Below are 15,222 nucleotides of genomic sequence, written 5' to 3'. Positions count from 1 at the left end.
TCAGCATAAATGGAGAGGGTTTTCATCATCGGAACAGGGTTGATCGGCGCGTCGACCGGGCTGGCGCTGCGTTCTGCTGGGTTCGGAGGGCGTATCGACGGATGGGATACCAGCCAACTTGAGATGGCCTCCGCCGTGCAAATGGGCGCCATTGATGGACGAGCGGCAAGTCGTGAGAGTGCGCTGGAGCTGGCTAGACTGGCCGATGTCATTGTCCTCGCCGTGCCGGTGCTTGCGATCAAAGACTGGATGCAGCTGCTGGCTCCCGTGCTTCACGCAGGTCAACTTGTAACCGACGTAGGGAGCACAAAGCTTGAGATTGTTGAGCTGGCACAACAATTGTTCGCTGGAGATGCCACCGCCGTTTTTTTGCCAGGACATCCGATGGCCGGCAAGGAGTCGGGTGGCGCCCTGCTGGCCGAGGCTGGTCTCTTCGACGGGGCAATGTGGCTATTCACCCCGGTCTCTCCCGAGATGGCTGCGATTGAGAAAGAATGGCGCGGCTGGGTCGGCTGCTTCGGATCACGCATGCTGGATCTGGACGCGACACGGCACGATGAGATGTGCGCGTGGGTGAGCCACCTTCCGCAGATGCTGTCGACCGCGCTGGCGGCTCTGCTTGAGGAGAGATTTGGCGATGCACCGGAGATTGCGGCGATTGGCGGCCGGGCACTACGGGAGACCACTCGGCTTGGAGCGAGCCCTTACAGTATGTGGCGAGATGTTGCGATGACGAATACGGGACCCGTGGCGGAGACTCTACTGGCACTTGAACAGAGGCTGCAACACGTGCGCGAGAATCTACGGACGCCGGAGCTGCGGAATGAGTTTGCGTTGGCAAACCGATTTCGCCAGCGACGATGATTCTCGCGTCGAACGAAAAAATATAAGCTGCAAGTTCAAAGAGAGATCAGGATGCCTGGGAAGCAATCGATAGACCAACTAAGTATTAGCCTCGCAGATGTGGCGGCGGCGCGGGAGCGGGTACGGGAGGCGATCTACTACTCCCCATGTCCACACTCGCAGATGCTGTCCGCGCTGACGGGTCAGCAGGTTTACCTTAAGCTAGAAAACCTGCAGATGACGGGCTCATTCAAGGAGCGTGGAGCACTGAATCGAATCGCATTGTTGACGCCGGAGCAGACGGCACGCGGCGTGGTTGCGGCCAGCGCCGGAAACCATGCGCAAGGCGTGGCTTACCATGCGACGAAGCGAGGGATCAGGTCGCTGATTGTGATGCCATTGGCGACGCCCCTGGTGAAGGTGACAGCGACACGCGGGTTCGGTGCCGAGGTGGTGCTCCATGGAGCCAACTACGACGAGGCGTGCGATGAAGCGACCCGGCTCTGCGCTGAGGAGGGGATGACGTTTATCCATCCGTTCGATGACGCGATGGTGATGGCCGGACAAGGCACAATCGGCCTCGAACTGCTGGAACAGGTACCTCTCCTGGAAGCAGTGGTGGTGCCCATCGGCGGCGGCGGATTGATCGGCGGAATTGCCTGTGCGATCAAGGAGTCGCGTCCAGAGATAAGAGTGATTGGAGTTCAGACCGCAAGGCTGTCTTCGATGATCGCGGCGCGTGCGGCTGGTCATCCTGTCACCTTGGAGCCCTCGACGACGATTGCGGATGGTATCGCCGTGCGGCGCGCGGGCGATGCGACGTTCCCTGTGGTGGAACGCTATGTCGACGAGATCGTCACCGTCGATGAAGATGAGATCGCTTCAGCGATTCTCGTCCTGCTGGAGCGGGAGAAGACGCTTGCCGAGGGCGCGGGAGCTGCAGCGCTTGCGGCATTGTTGCAGAAGAAAACCTCGCTGCAGGGTGCTCACACCGCCGTCATGGTGTGCGGCGGAAATATCGATGTGACGCTTTTGAGCAGAATCATCGAGCGCGGACTCGTGCAAGACGGAAGAATGATTCGACTGCGAATCCACCTTCTGGATAAGCCAGGAGCATTGGCAGAGTTGACATTCTTGATAGCTAAATACCGCGCCAATATTGTCGATACACTCTACAACCGGGCTTACTATGGTGTAAATCTTGGCGATACTACGATCGACATTACACTGGAGACGCGCGGACGGGAGCAGGTAGAAGAGTTACTGGCGGCGATGACCGCGGCCGGCTACAGGCATAGCCGGGTCGTCTAGCTGGCTTGAGAAGGATTTGAATCAGCCTTTCTCGTAGTGGAAGTGCAGCTCCTGCTCACTGGCTACGGGCTGGCCGTCTTTCGTTGCGGGATGAAAGGTCCACTGCTGGACTGTTGCGATTACGTCTTCGTCCACGCCATGGCCAAGGCCGCTCGCCATTTTGATGTCGGAGATCTTTCCTGAAGTATCGATGACGATGTCCAAGATCACATCGCCTTTCGTGCCGCGCGGAAGCGTGGAAAGATCGGGCTTCGGCGTCGGAAAATAGCTGACCAGAGCGATGTTGATATTGCCGGAGCCGAGGGAGTCCGCGCCTGCGGAAGAGTCTGGCGTTGCGGAAGCGGGAGAGTTGGTATTGGGTGAAGTCGTAGTCTCTTTTAGCTTCTGCGTAGGGGGAGTCGGCAGAGGGGTAGCGGAGTTCGCCTTCTGTGGCTGAGTTTTGGGGTTTGGAGCAGAGGTCTGGAGCGGCGCCTTGCCTGGTGAATATGTCAGCAGAAGGTTCGTCCCATGCGGACTCCCGGGGAGACGAATGGATGCAATCCAACTAGCGGGTTGATGGACGAGAAGAGCGATCACAAGGAGATGCAAAGAGACGGAGGCTATCGCGTAGCGCGGTGTGCTGCGCTGCGGGGCTATAGGTTTACCGATGGTCTCCATGTTTCTCCCTCCTATCTCTCATTGAGACGCGACCTTACGCGCTTCGTTGATCCTGGTTAGACGCGGCTGAAGGTCGTCTGTTGTTTTTCCTGATGACGTTCCGTGGCCAGGGCGATGAGGCGGTCGATCAGTTGTTTGTAGGGCAAGCCGGTTGCCTCCCAGAGCTTGGGGTACATGCTGATGCTGGTGAAGCCGGGCATCGTATTGATTTCGTTGAGGTAGATGCGAGCCGGCTTTCCTTCCTTCCCCTTCTTGTTTTTGACGGCGGGCTCCATGAGGAAGTCGACGCGGGCGAGACCGGCGCAGTCGCAGGCGCGGAAGGCTGCGATGGCCATCTCGCGAATCTGTTTGGCTTCGGACTTCGAAAGCTTGGCAGGAATGATGGGGATGGATGCGTCGGAGTGGTACTTGGCGTTGTAGTCGTAGAACTCGGCACCGGGGACGATCTCGCCGACGACAGAGGCTTCGGGAGAGTCGTTGCCGAGAACGGCGACTTCGAGCTCACGGGGCTTCGCGCCGGGGCCGCCTACTCCCTGTTCGATGATGAGCTTGCGGTCGAAGCTGGCGGCGAGGTCCATCGCAGGGGCAAGCTCGTCGCGGTCGTGCACCTTGCTGATGCCAACGGAAGAGCCTAGATTCGCGGGTTTTACGAAGACGGGATAGGCGAGCTTCTTCTCGATGCGCTTGATGCAGCGTTTGGCGTCGGCCTTCCATTCGCTACGCAGCAGGTTGACATGCGGCGTTTGAGGCAGGCCGGCAGCGGCGAAGAGCTGCTTCATCGCGGACTTATCCATGCCGGTGGCAGAGCCGAGGACGCCGGAGCCGACGTAGGCGATGTCGGCGAGTTCGAAGAGGCCCTGGATGGTGCCGTCTTCGCCGAAGGTGCCGTGGAGGACGGGGAAGATGACGTCCAGTGACTGGGCGAGAGAGCCGTTTTGCTGCGCGAGATCGGCGCCGGCTCGGAGTTCGATAGATTTGATGGCGGCGCGTTTCTTCGCGGCTGGAGCGGGTTTTGTATCGTCTGCGAGCAGGCTTTGGGCATCGCCCGAGGTGAGCCACTGGCCCTGCTTGGTGATGCCGATGGGGATGACGTCGTACCTGGTCTGGTCGATGGATTTGAGGATGGAGGCGGCGGAGAGAAGGGAGACCTCGTGCTCTCCGGAGCGGCCGCCGAAGAGAATGCCGACGCGGAGCTTTTTGGGGGTGGGCTTGTTGGTTTGCTTCTTCTGTTTCGTCATGGGTTGCTATCAGTCTCTCCTAAATTCGCGGGGTTCTCCGTGAAAAAAATTGGCGGGTACCTATGTGGTCTTTTACAGGGGGTTTTGCAGATTTGCGTGTGTTTTGTGGTGGTAGTTTGTGGTGGCGACGCGGTGGTTTGCGTGGCTGAGGTGGAGCTGGAGCCGTCATTTTTAGGCACCCAAGAAATGCGCCATCTTTTTTGTAAAATTTTCATGAGATTGCCGGGGCTGTGCAAGCGGCAACCGCAGATCCCTACGGGATGACAACAAAAAGACCGGCAACGGCAACAACAAGTGCTAGTGCCACTGCCACGACAACAGCAGATCCCTGCGGGATGACAACAAGAAAAGCAACGGCAACCGAAGATCGCCTTCGGGATTTCTGCATCTTTCTCTCTTATGCCTGACCGTAAGCGCAAACCGGAACGAACGACTCCGCACAGGGACAAGATCTGCAAGACCTGTGGGCGGACGTTTGAGTGGCGCAAGAAGTGGGAGCAGGACTGGGATGTGATCAAGTATTGCAGCGATGCGTGCCGTGGCCACAAGCCCGGAGCCTCTGATGCGGCGCTCGAGGCTGCGATCCTTGAGCTTCTTGCTGAACGAGGCCGCGACAAGACGATATGTCCGTCCGAGGCGGCGAAGGCAGTGGGAGGAGATGAAACTCGGCGCGACTGGGAGGGGCTGATGGAGCCTGCACGTGCGGCCGCCCGGCGCCTGGTGGCCGCGGGAAAGATCGTTATCACGCAGCATGGACACGTGGTTGATGCCTCCACTGCAAAGGGTGCCATCCGTTTGCGATTGCGTTGAAATTCGGGCTTTGCCGAGAAAGAAGCCGGTCGTTGCATCCGGCGTGCTGCAAGGGATCTGCTTCTAAACCGGGATGACCACTGCTAAAACAACCTCTAAGAGATCAACCGCAAAAAAGGCTACCCCCAAGGCCAGCAAATCCTCCGCATCGAAGAAGGGAAATCCGTGCTGGCCGGGCTTTGAGCCGGTTCCCGGCAAGACGCCTCGAACGAAGGGAAGCTGCAAGCCCGAGCCTGGGAGACATAGCAAAGCGACCAAGAAGGCTACGCAAAAGGCTGCTGCCGCGTCGAAGCTGGAGAAGATGGGGAGGCCTAATCCCAAGGCCAGTAAGTAAGGGCTTCGTGGCCTTAGTTGCCGCTATACTTCCGGCATGGATATCGAACGCATTCGCGCGTACCTGCTGACGTTGCCGCATGTCGTTGAGACGGCGCAGTGGGGTGGGCTCGTCTTCTGGGTGGGCGATAAGGCGATTGGCGGCAAGATGTTCGTGATGCTGCCGCTGGATGAGAACGAGAGCTTGGAGCGGAGTGAGAAGGCTCGTGTGATCTCGTACCTTGTTGGGGCGGAGCGCTACTCGGAGCTGCTTGAGGCCGAAGGGATCTTTCCTGCGCCGTATGTGGCTCGTATCTTCTGGGTCGCGGTGGCTGGGTGGGATGTCTTTCGCAAGGCGGAGTGGGAGCGGGAGTTGAGTGGGGCGCATGCGCTTACGCTGGCGAAGCTGCCGCCGAAGGTTCGGGCGGTGCTCGATATGCCTGCGGCGCAGCAGAAGAAGATGATTGTGGAGCGGCGGAAGTTGCTGGCTGCGAAGACTGCGAAAGAGGGATGAATGGTTCGATTCCCACTTCTACGGCGGACGGGTGTGAGGCTGTATTGACGAGCTGACTGTCGTCTGATGAAGACGCTTGAAGGAAGAATGCAACAATACCGCAGACTCCAACGAGATAGCATGTTCTACTGGAACGCACGAACCGTGAAGTACTAAAAGGAACCGCGACCTGCTCTATGGATACTGCTTCCGCTGCAACCTCTACCACCGCAATCTCGCCCGCAAAGAATCACTATGTCATCCTTGATGGGCTCCGTGGCGTCGCTTCGTTGATGGTCCTGGCGTTTCACCTCTGCGAGCCGTTTTCTGGTGAGAATCCGGTTAAGCAGATCATCAATCATGGCTATTTGGCGGTCGATTTTTTCTTCATGCTCTCCGGGTTCGTGATCGCTTATGCGTACGACGACCGTTGGACGCGCATGACGCAGTGGGACTTTTATAAACGACGACTTATTCGCCTGCAACCCATGGTCATCATGGGAAGTCTTATTGGCGCAGCACTCTTTTATTTCCAGAAGGGATCAGCCTTTCCCCTGATCGCCGCCACCCCCGTATGGAAGATGCTGCTTGTCATGTTGGTGGGCTGCACCCTGCTTCCTCTCCCGATATCGATGGACATCCGGGGCTGGCAGGAGATGCATCCGCTCGACGGACCGGCCTGGTCGCTCTTTTTTGAGTACATCGCCAATATTCTTTATGCAGTGGGCCTGCGTAAACTTTCCAAGACTCTGTTGAGTGTCCTCGTTTTCCTTATGGCAATTTTTCTCCTTCACCTGGCGGTCTTTGGTGAGGGTGGAGACCTGATTGGCGGCTGGGCTCTTAACGCAAAGGAACTCCATGTCGGGTTCGCACGGCTGCTGTTTCCTTTTTTCGCGGGGATCCTGCTTAGTCGGATTGGAGCGCGTATCCAGTTGAAGAATGCGTTCGGCATCGCCAGTCTGCTGCTGGTTATTGCGCTGTCGCTTCCGCGATTTGGCGGCACACAGCATCACTGGATGAACGGTCTCTACGAAGCGCTCTGCGTCATCCTTCTGTTCCCGCTTATTGTGGCGATTGGTGCTGGGGAAAAACGTGTTGCCGGTGGATCGATCCGGGTGGCGCGATTTTTCGGAGACTTGTCCTATCCGCTTTACATCACGCACTACCCGTTGATTTACATCTATACGGCCTGGGTCGTAAGGGCTAAACCGACAGCGGCTCAGGGCATTCTCCCGGCGGTTCTTGTCGCAGTCGCGGCCTTGACGATCGCTTATACCGCCCTGAAACTCTACGACGAGCCGATGCGGCGATGGTTGAGCAGGAGATTCCTCGTAAAGCAGGGCTGAGTCCTAAACACAACCGCCGAAGACTCGCACTGGTAACCCTAGAACAAGGAATTTCAACCGCCCTCGTTCTTTCGATTGCATTTCGTGGGAGTGGCAGAGGTGAACGCGAGGTTGATGTTCTGATGGGTTCCTACTCGCGCAGATGCCTTTCAAGGACGACAAACTCCAGATCGCTCCGTGTCGGGGTTCCATAGCGATGGTCTCCGTACGGGAATGGACGAGTCTCGCCTGTTTGCCGATAGCCTCTCCGCTCATACCAGGAGATGAGCGTATCGCGAACATTGACTACAGTCATTTCAATGGTTCGAGCTCCGTGCTTCACGGTGTACTCCTCCGCTGCGCTGAGAAGCGCACGGCCGAACCCCGTGTTCTGCAAAGCAGGTCCAACGGTGAGTGAACCCAAATACCACTTCTCAGGCGATATTGCCTGCAAACTTACGCATCCCTGAAGGTCCGAGGTCACTTCGTCTTTCGCAAGCAGGTAGAGAGCGCCTTTGGAAATCTCTTCACGGAGCAGGGATTCGTTGATGCGCTCACCCGTTATAAAGCCGAGTTCAACACTCCAACCCTGTTCGCCCTCTGCACCCCGAAAAGCAGCGTTCATGATGGCGATAATTGCCGGGAAGTCGGTTTCCTTTGCTGGTTGAAGAGGGATTGTCATCTTTCCCACAGGATAAGGCGATCGGCGCGTCTCATGACGCGATTGTTTGACGGTTTTTGAGGGCTGCGAAAGCAACTGCGGCTGCGGCGGCTGTTTAGACTCGGCGGCCGTCTGGGGTGAAGATTCCTTCGAAGGCGGGCCAGTAAGCCCAGATCAGGAAGATCTCGAGGAGAGCGCAGACGACGCCGGGGCCTACGCCAGCAGGCATCAGGGTGAGGTGGAAGAGCAGGATGTTGACGAGGATGGGGCCGAGGATTACCAGGGCGACGGGGACGTATCGGCCGATGAGCAGAAGGATTCCGGCGAGGGTGTAGAGGATGCCATGAAAGGTGAGCCAGCCGTGCGTGTACATGATGGTGGCGAAGACGCCGGCGTCTCCGGGCAATGGATGCATGGGGAAGAAGTGGAAGAAGTCGTTGAGCCCAAAGATGAGGAAGACGAGTCCAAGCAGAATGCGGGCGATGAGGACAGCGATTTTCATGGGTGGCGAACTCCTTCGAGGGGATCTGGTAGAGAATTCTCTGTGTGTGCTTCAATTGCGTCAAGAAGATTGATTGGATAAGTCGAAATCTATGCTGAATATCGGTAGCTCTGGTGTTACGTTGTCGCTGGCTGGGAAAGTAGCGTTGATTACGGGCGGTTCGCGTGGGATCGGCGCGGCGACGGTTCGGATGTTTCGCCAGGCGGGGGCGAAGGTGGTCTTCAACTACCGGTCGGCCTCAGAGCAGGCGGATGCGATCGTTGCAGAGTGCGGCGGTGGGGATCTCTGTCTGGCAGTTCAGCAGCCACTTTCTACCCCTGAAGACGGTGAAGCGCTGGTTGCCGCTGCTGTTGCTGCGTTTGGGCGGATCGACTGCGCGATTTTGAACCATGGCATCTGGCCGGCACATGACGCGCCGATCGCCGAGATGACGAGCGAACAGTGGCGCACGACGATGGGGACGAATCTCGACAGCGTGTTCGGCGTGATCCGCGCGGCGGTGGGCAGAATGAAGAGTCAGGTGCAGATCGGTGCGGAGCGTGGGCATATCGTGCTGGTGAGCTCTACCGCCGGCCAGCGGGGTGAGGCGTTTCATGCAGATTATGCAGCGACGAAGGGAGCGCTGATCAGCCTGACCAAGAGTCTCTCCACTGAGCTGATCGGCCAGGGAATCTACTGCAACTGCGTCGCTCCCGGCTGGGTGGCGACCGATGCTACGGTGGGCGTGCTCAGCGATCCTGAGGTTTCGAAGCGGCTGCTCTCGCTGATTCCACTGGGGCGGCCTGCGCATGTGGACGAGATCGCCGCTCCTATACTTTTTCTGTGCACTCCCTTCGCGGGGTTTATCTCCGGCGAGATCTTCAACGTGAACGGCGGCGCGGTGCTGGCCGGATGAGCGGAGCTTTCATGAAGCAGGTTGTCCTTCGAATCGGCGTTGCGGTTGCTCTCGGTTTTTTGTCTGCTCCTACGGTGTGGTCGCAGGCGAGTGAGATTCCCAGTGCCGCGCCGGTGGTGCCGGCTGGGCAGACCGCGGAGGAGCACGGGCGGAAGTTGCTGGACGAGATGGTCGAGGCGCTGGGCGGCGACGCATGGCTGCACCGCCGCAACGAGCGCCAGCTTGGACACATTGGACGCTTCTTTCGCGGCACGCCGACGGGTATTGTGATCGACTTCACCTCGACGCGCCAGTTCCCTACTACGGATCGTTTTGAGGCGCTGCGGGTGGGATTTATTACGGACAAGAGCATTCTTCTGCCCGGCAAGAAGATCGATATCGTGCAGATCTGGACGGCTGGCAAGGGGTATGAGGTTACGTACAAGGGGCGGGTGGAGCTGCCGAAGGATCAGGTGGAGGACTTTTACCGACGGAGTGAACACTCGGTGGAGGCGGTGGTGAATACGTGGCTGAAGGCTCCGGGCGTGGTGGTGGTGTACGAGGGGACGAGCATGGTGGAGCGGCGGCTCGCGGAGAAGGTTTCGATCTTGAGCGCGAATAACGACGCCGTGACGCTGGACCTGGACGCGACGACTCACCTGCCCCTGCGGCGCACCTTCGAGTGGAGGAATGAGACCTTCAAGGACTTCGACGAAGACGCGGAGGAGTATGCGGACTATCACACCCTCCAGGGCCTGCCGACAGCGTTGACGATCAGCCGGTATCATAACGGCGACCTGGCAAGCCAGACGTTTCTGCTGAAGGTGGAGTATGACGTGGAGGCTTCCCCGGATATGTTTAACCCCGATGTCTTGCTGAAGAAAAAGCAGTAGAGGCGGAGCCTGAGTACACTTTCTGTAGACAGAAGGAGTGACACGATATGAAACGGAAGTTCGCGAACATTCTCGAGACCATAGGAAACACGCCTGTCGTTCGCATCAATAAACTGGCTCCGGCCGATGTGAATCTCTACGTGAAGGTGGAGGCGTTCAACCCGCTGGGCTCTGTGAAGGACAGGCTGGCGCTGGGCGTGATTGAAGATGCGGAGCGCCGCAGAACGCTGAAGCCGGGGCAGACGGTGATTGAAGCGACCAGCGGCAATACTGGGATTGGGCTGGCGATGGTGTGCGCGCAGAAGGGCTATCCGCTGGTGATTGTGATGGCGGAGACGTTCAGCATTGAGCGGCGGAAGCTGATGAGATTTCTGGGGGCGCGGATTGTGCTGACGCCTGCGGCGGGGCGGGCTGTCGGCATGATTCAAAAGACCAACGAGCTGGCGGAGAAGCATGGGTGGTTTCAGACCAAGCAGTTCGACAACGAGGCAAACGCGGAGATCCACTCGCGGACGACGGCGCAGGAGATTTTGAGAGACTTCGAGGGCGACCGGTTGGACTACTGGGTGACCGGATTTGGCACTGGCGGAACGCTGACCGGCGTGTCGCGGGTGCTGGAGGAGAAGCGGCCGGAGACGAAGATTGTGGTGTGCGAGCCGACTTCGGCGCCGATGATCTCGAGTGGGTTGCTGCAGCCGCGCAACCCGGATGGATCAGCGTCTGCGAGCCACCCGGCGTGGACTCCGCATCCGCAGCAGGGGTGGAGCCCGGACTTGATCTCAACCCTGACGCAGGAATCTATCGACAAACACCGCATCGACCAGGTGCTACTGATTGAGAACGCGGACGCGATGCGATGCAGCCGCGAACTGGCGCTGAAGGAGGGGATCTTTGTGGGCATCACGTCGGGGGCGACGTTTGCAGGAGCGCTGCGTGTGTGCGCAGAGGCTCCCAAGGGTTCGACGGTGCTATGCATGCTGCCGGATACCGGGGAACGCTACCTCAGCACGCCGCTTTTTGCCGACATCGCGGTGGATATGACTCCGGAGGAGTTGGAGATCGCCCGGTCGACGCCGAGTTTGCAGCTTCAGGTTACTTCGTGACATGTATACCGGCTTCGCCCAATGGCCGGTGACCAACAGAAGCAGCCAACCGAAGGGGTACACGTCACGAAGTGACCGCCGCCAGCGCAAGGGCGTAGTCCGGCGTTTATACTCATCTTTGCCATGAGTGAGACAACGCCCGAACAGCCTTCCGACGAACAACCAGCGGCCAAGACGACGATGGACATCCTCGAGATCATGTCCCTGCTGCCGCACCGCTACCCCTTTCTGTTGATCGACCGCGTGGTCGAGATGGAGCGCAAGCAGCGCATCGTTGCAATTAAGAATGTGACGATCAACGAGCCTCACTTTCAGGGACACTTTCCGGACTACCCGATCATGCCCGGCGTGCTGATGGTGGAAGCTATTGCGCAAGCAGGCGGGGCGCTGCTGCTTACAGAGATTCCCGACCGCGACCAGAAGCTGATGGTGTTTACGGGAATCGAGAACGCACGCTTTCGACGGCCAGTGCTGCCGGGAGACCAGCTGCGCATTGAGGTGACGGTTCTGCAGTGGAGGAGCCGCGCGGTGAAGATGCTCGGCAGCATTACCGTCGACGGCAAGCTCGTCTGCGACGCCACGGTAATGTGCCAGGTGGTGCCGCGTGCCGTAAAAAAAGCAGAGGCACCGGCAGAGTGAGCATTCATCCCACAGCCATCGTTGCGGCGGGCGCTCAGATCCCCGCAAGCTGCAAGGTGGGGCCCTACTGCACGATCGGTCCTGATGTGGTGCTGGGTGATGAGTGCGAACTTGTCTCGCATGTCGTGCTCGACGGCCACCTGACGATGGGCCGCGGGAACCGCGTCTTTTCGTTTGCGTGCCTGGGCATCTCGCCGCAGGATCTAAAGTACGCCGGGGAGCCGACGCGGCTCGAGATCGGCGATCGCAACACCATTCGCGAGTACGTGACCATCTCGCGCGGGACCGCGGGTGGCGGCGGCGTGACGAGGATGGGGGATGAGTGCCTGATCATGGCCTATACCCACATCGGCCACGATTCGCAGATTGGCAACAGCTGCATCCTCGCGAACTCCGCCACGCTTGCGGGCCATGTGACGGTGGAAGACTACGCCGTTGTCGGCGCGCTCTGCCCGGTGCACCAGTTCTGCCGCATCGGCAGATATGCTTATATCGGCGGTGGGACGACTATCACGCAGAACGTGCTTCCCTATTCCTTGACCTCCATCGAACGCAACAACCACGCCTACGGACTGAACAAAGTGGGGCTGGAGCGAAAGGGCTTTACTCCGCAACAGCTCAAAGAGCTGCGTGTGGCGTACCGAACGCTGCTTGCCTCGAAGCTCAACACCACCGATGCGCTGGCTGCCATTCGTGAGACCATCGCCTCCGGCGAGGCGGGCGAACATGTCGTCTATCTCGCCGACTTTATTGCCAACAGCGAGCGCGGAATCATCAAGTAAGCGCGCTTATCCTGAGTCTTTTGCAAACAGATGGGAGTCTCTCTTTTATGATCCGCTCCGTTTCGACTTGTCTTCTCGCCGCAGCTTCACTTCTCTTTGCGACATGCTCTCCCGCAGATGCTGCGGCTCAGTCTGCTACGCCGACACGGGTGGCGATTGTCGGGCTCGTTCATGGCCATGTCCAGGGATTTCTGCACAATCTCACCTCTCACCCTGAGGTTCACTTGGTGGGCATCTCTGAACCGGATGCTGCGTTGCGCGAGAAATACATGGCGAAGACTCACTTGCCCAGCAGCATGTTCTTCGCCACGGAAGCGGAGATGCTGAAGCGTACGCAGCCGCAGGCGATTCTGGTTTACACCTCGATCGTGGGACACCGAGCCGCTATCGAAGAGGCTGCTCCGCTGCATATCGCGGCGATGGTGGAGAAGCCTCTGGCGACTACGGTGGAAGACGCGCTCGCCATCCAGGCGCTGTCGGAGCGGTACAACGTCCCTGTCCTTACGAACTATGAGACGACCTGGTACAACTCGAACACTGCTGCCGTGAAGATGCTCCAGGAGGGGAAGATCGGCGATCTGCGGAAGCTGGTCGTCCACGACGGCCACGAAGGCCCGAAGGAGATTGGGGTTGATCCGGAGTTCCTGAACTGGCTTACCGACCCGAAGCAGAACGGCGCGGGTGCTCTGTTCGACTTCGGCTGCTACGGCGTTGATCTGGCCACTTGGATCCAGCATGGAGAGCTTCCCACATCAGTGACGGCGGTCACGCTTCAGATTAAGCCGCAGATCTACCCCAACGTCGACGATGACAGCACGGTCGTTCTGACCTATCCGCACTCGCAGGCGATTATCCAGGGCTCGTGGAATTGGCCCTTTGCGCGGAAGGATATGGAGATCTACGGCGCGACCGGGTACGTCGATACGCTCTATGAAGACCGAGCACCTGGCGCGAAGTATCGCGCTCGTTTGACCGGGGAGAAGACCGAACATGTCGAGACTGCGCCGCCGCTCCAGGCTCCGCAGAATGATTCGCTGAACTACCTCGGTGCTGTGCTGAGCGGGACAGTGAAGCCGCAACACGATCTCAACTCACTCGACACCAACATTACCGTGGTTCGGATCCTGGATGCCGCGCGCCGCTCCGCTAAGACAGGCAAGACGATTTATCTCGCGCATGAAGTTGCGACGGCGAAGTAGTTCTTCTTACGTTGGCCATGAGTGAACCAGGCAATCTCGACAAGCTCGGGCTGATAGCGGGGAACGGGCGCTTTCCGTTTCTGCTATTGGACGCCGCACGCGCTCATGGTCTGCAGGTGGTCGTTGCAGCGATCAAGGAGGAGACCGACCCCGAGATCAACGACCGCGCTGCTGCCGACTCTGCGATTCACGTTCACTGGATGTCGCTCGGCGAGCTGTCGCGACTGATCGAAACCTTTCGCGCCGAGGGCGTGACCCGCGCCGTGATGGCTGGGCAGGTGAAGCACAAGCAGATCTTTTCGAGCATTCGCCCGGACTGGCGCCTGGCCAAGCTGCTGCTCAACCTGCGCACGCGCAACACCGATATGCTGTTGGGCGCGGTGGCAAAGGTGCTCGGCGATGAAGGTATTGAACTGATCTCGTCCACGCAGTATCTGGAGCCGCTGCTTGCGAAGGCCGGTGTGCTGACGCGACGCGCTCCTAACGAGGAAGAGGAGAAGGATGTGGCCTATGGCCGCGGCGTGGCGCAGGCTATCGCCGCGTACGATCTGGGCCAAACGGTGGTGATTGCAGCCCAGGCCTGTGTCGCTGTTGAGGCCATGGAGGGCACCGACGCGACCATCGCGCGCGCTGGTGAGCTCTTTCGTTCGCTCGATGACGACGGCGAGGGAGAGACGACGCTGCGCCGGACTCTTACCGTGGTCAAAGTGGCCAAACCCAACCAGGACATGCGCTTCGATGTGCCCGTCATTGGAGTTGCGACCATCGCAACCATGCAGGCCGCTGGCGCTACCTGCCTCGCGATTGAGGCAGAGAGAACGCTGATGTTCGACCCTGCGTCGATCCTTAACGCCGCCGACGCTGCCGGAATTACCATCGTCGCAAAGTAAAGATATTGTCACGGGCGCTAGAGAGCGTTCTGCGGAAGCGTAAAATTGCTCACACGGGCTTCAGTCGCGTCTTCGTGCGGCTACCAGACGTCTACAGCAAAAAGAAACCTATAAGGGGAACCACCATGCGCAAAGCAGTTTGGATCGCAGCAATCATCGGCATAGCAGCGGCGTGCGGCGTAGGCCTGAGAGCCCATGCAGCGCCCGCGGCAGATACACTACAGGCTGGAGCCACGGCGCCCAACTTTACCCTGCCCTCGCAGGAAGACAAGCCCGTCAGCCTGACCGACTACAAGGGCAAGTGGGTCGTCCTCTACTTCTACCCCAAGGACCAGACCACCGGCTGCACCATCGAGGCGCATAACTTCCAGCGCGACATCGCCAAGTATGACGCTCTGAATGCGGTCGTTCTCGGCGTCAGCCTGGATACCGTCGAGGGCCATAAGACCTGGTGCTCGAAGGATACGTTCAGCTTCAAGCTGCTGGCCGACCCGGATCACAAGGTCGTCGACATGTACGGCGTTCCGGTGAAGAACTTCGGCGTCGCGAAGTTTGCCAACCGTGAGACCTTCCTGATCTCGCCCGAAGGCAAGGTCGTCAAGGTGTGGGAGAAGGTCGATCCCAATGTTCACAGTACGGAAGTTCTGGCTGCAATCAACGCCGACAAAAAGTAAATACTTATCAGCAGAC

General features: G+C 58.9%; 18 protein-coding genes. 14 read left to right on the top strand and 4 right to left on the bottom strand.

The genetic code is table 11. The features are described 5' to 3' along the window. Positions 1–9 precede the first annotated feature (9 nt). Together GSQ94_RS05720 and GSQ94_RS05715 are read left to right on the top strand one after the other, a co-directional pair. Positions 10–864 carry a prephenate dehydrogenase gene (locus tag GSQ94_RS05720; RefSeq protein WP_158942354.1) on the top strand — a complete coding sequence of 285 codons (855 nt, stop codon included), beginning with the start codon at positions 10–12 and terminating at the stop codon, positions 862–864. 51 nt (positions 865–915) lie between these two features. Then, positions 916–2,154, top strand: coding sequence for a threonine ammonia-lyase (locus tag GSQ94_RS05715; protein ID WP_158942352.1), 1,239 nt, complete (start codon positions 916–918; stop codon positions 2,152–2,154). Between the two features lie 21 nt (positions 2,155–2,175). Here the strand turns inward: GSQ94_RS05715 and GSQ94_RS05710 are convergent, their stop codons facing one another. Both GSQ94_RS05710 and GSQ94_RS05705 read right to left on the bottom strand, forming a co-directional pair. After that, positions 2,176–2,811, bottom strand: coding sequence for an energy transducer TonB (locus GSQ94_RS05710; RefSeq protein ID WP_158942350.1), 636 nt, complete (start codon positions 2,809–2,811; stop codon positions 2,176–2,178). 56 nt (positions 2,812–2,867) lie between these two features. Beyond that, positions 2,868–4,049: a D-alanine--D-alanine ligase family protein gene (locus tag GSQ94_RS05705; protein WP_158942348.1), complete on the bottom strand. Its 1,182-nt coding sequence runs from the start codon at positions 4,047–4,049 to the stop codon at positions 2,868–2,870. 399 nt (positions 4,050–4,448) lie between these two features. On the opposite strand from GSQ94_RS05705, the gene GSQ94_RS05700 reads away from it, so the two are divergent. From GSQ94_RS05700 to GSQ94_RS05685, 4 genes are all read left to right on the top strand, one after another. After that, positions 4,449–4,859 carry a DUF2256 and DUF3253 domain-containing protein gene (locus GSQ94_RS05700; protein ID WP_158942346.1) on the top strand — a complete coding sequence of 137 codons (411 nt, stop codon included), beginning with the start codon at positions 4,449–4,451 and terminating at the stop codon, positions 4,857–4,859. Between the two features lie 73 nt (positions 4,860–4,932). Next, a complete protein-coding gene (locus GSQ94_RS05695) occupies positions 4,933–5,193 on the top strand; it encodes a hypothetical protein (RefSeq protein ID WP_158942344.1) in 261 nt (86 codons plus the stop codon). A gap of 36 nt (positions 5,194–5,229) precedes the next feature. Then, entirely contained in the window at positions 5,230–5,685 is a 456-nt protein-coding gene (locus GSQ94_RS05690; protein WP_158942342.1) for an MmcQ/YjbR family DNA-binding protein, read from the top strand. 176 nt (positions 5,686–5,861) lie between these two features. Then, the gene (locus GSQ94_RS05685) at positions 5,862–7,010 is read left to right on the top strand and encodes an acyltransferase (protein ID WP_158942340.1); all 1,149 of its coding nucleotides are present in this window, start codon (positions 5,862–5,864) and stop codon (positions 7,008–7,010) included. A gap of 130 nt (positions 7,011–7,140) precedes the next feature. Here the strand turns inward: GSQ94_RS05685 and GSQ94_RS05680 are convergent, their stop codons facing one another. After that, positions 7,141–7,671 (bottom strand): GNAT family N-acetyltransferase, encoded by a 531-nt coding sequence (locus tag GSQ94_RS05680; protein WP_158942338.1) that lies wholly within the window; start codon positions 7,669–7,671, stop codon positions 7,141–7,143. Positions 7,672–7,765: 94 nt separating this feature from the next. Next, a complete protein-coding gene (locus GSQ94_RS05675) occupies positions 7,766–8,152 on the bottom strand; it encodes a DoxX family protein (protein WP_158942336.1) in 387 nt (128 codons plus the stop codon). A 91-nt stretch (positions 8,153–8,243) separates the two neighbouring features. On the opposite strand from GSQ94_RS05675, the gene GSQ94_RS05670 reads away from it, so the two are divergent. The 8 genes from GSQ94_RS05670 to GSQ94_RS05635 all read left to right on the top strand — a co-directional run bounded on the left by GSQ94_RS05670 (position 8,244) and on the right by GSQ94_RS05635 (position 15,206). Then, a complete protein-coding gene (locus GSQ94_RS05670; RefSeq protein ID WP_158942539.1) occupies positions 8,244–9,047 on the top strand; it encodes an SDR family NAD(P)-dependent oxidoreductase in 804 nt (267 codons plus the stop codon). 11 nt (positions 9,048–9,058) lie between these two features. After that, positions 9,059–9,919, top strand: coding sequence for a hypothetical protein (locus tag GSQ94_RS05665; protein ID WP_158942333.1), 861 nt, complete (start codon positions 9,059–9,061; stop codon positions 9,917–9,919). Between the two features lie 47 nt (positions 9,920–9,966). Continuing rightward, a complete protein-coding gene (cysK, locus tag GSQ94_RS05660; protein WP_158942331.1) occupies positions 9,967–11,022 on the top strand; it encodes a cysteine synthase A in 1,056 nt (351 codons plus the stop codon). A 123-nt stretch (positions 11,023–11,145) separates the two neighbouring features. Further along, positions 11,146–11,661, top strand: coding sequence for a 3-hydroxyacyl-ACP dehydratase FabZ (gene fabZ, locus GSQ94_RS05655; protein ID WP_158942329.1), 516 nt, complete (start codon positions 11,146–11,148; stop codon positions 11,659–11,661). Further along, the gene (gene lpxA / locus GSQ94_RS05650) at positions 11,658–12,443 is read left to right on the top strand and encodes an acyl-ACP--UDP-N-acetylglucosamine O-acyltransferase (RefSeq protein WP_158942327.1); all 786 of its coding nucleotides are present in this window, start codon (positions 11,658–11,660) and stop codon (positions 12,441–12,443) included. Before fabZ ends, lpxA begins: the two co-directional genes overlap by 4 nt. A gap of 47 nt (positions 12,444–12,490) precedes the next feature. Continuing rightward, a complete protein-coding gene (locus tag GSQ94_RS05645) occupies positions 12,491–13,642 on the top strand; it encodes a Gfo/Idh/MocA family protein (protein ID WP_158942326.1) in 1,152 nt (383 codons plus the stop codon). A 17-nt stretch (positions 13,643–13,659) separates the two neighbouring features. Next, positions 13,660–14,532, top strand: a complete 873-nt coding sequence (locus GSQ94_RS05640; protein ID WP_158942324.1) for an LpxI family protein — start codon at positions 13,660–13,662, stop codon at positions 14,530–14,532. A gap of 125 nt (positions 14,533–14,657) precedes the next feature. Beyond that, positions 14,658–15,206 (top strand): peroxiredoxin, encoded by a 549-nt coding sequence (locus GSQ94_RS05635; RefSeq protein WP_158942322.1) that lies wholly within the window; start codon positions 14,658–14,660, stop codon positions 15,204–15,206. Positions 15,207–15,222: the final 16 nt, after the last annotated feature.

This window comes from Granulicella sp. S190 (assembly GCF_009766095.1).
Classification (GTDB): domain Bacteria; phylum Acidobacteriota; class Terriglobia; order Terriglobales; family Acidobacteriaceae; genus Edaphobacter.
Note: the sequence above shows the minus strand (reverse complement) of the source record. Positions and strands in the feature narration are given on the sequence as shown.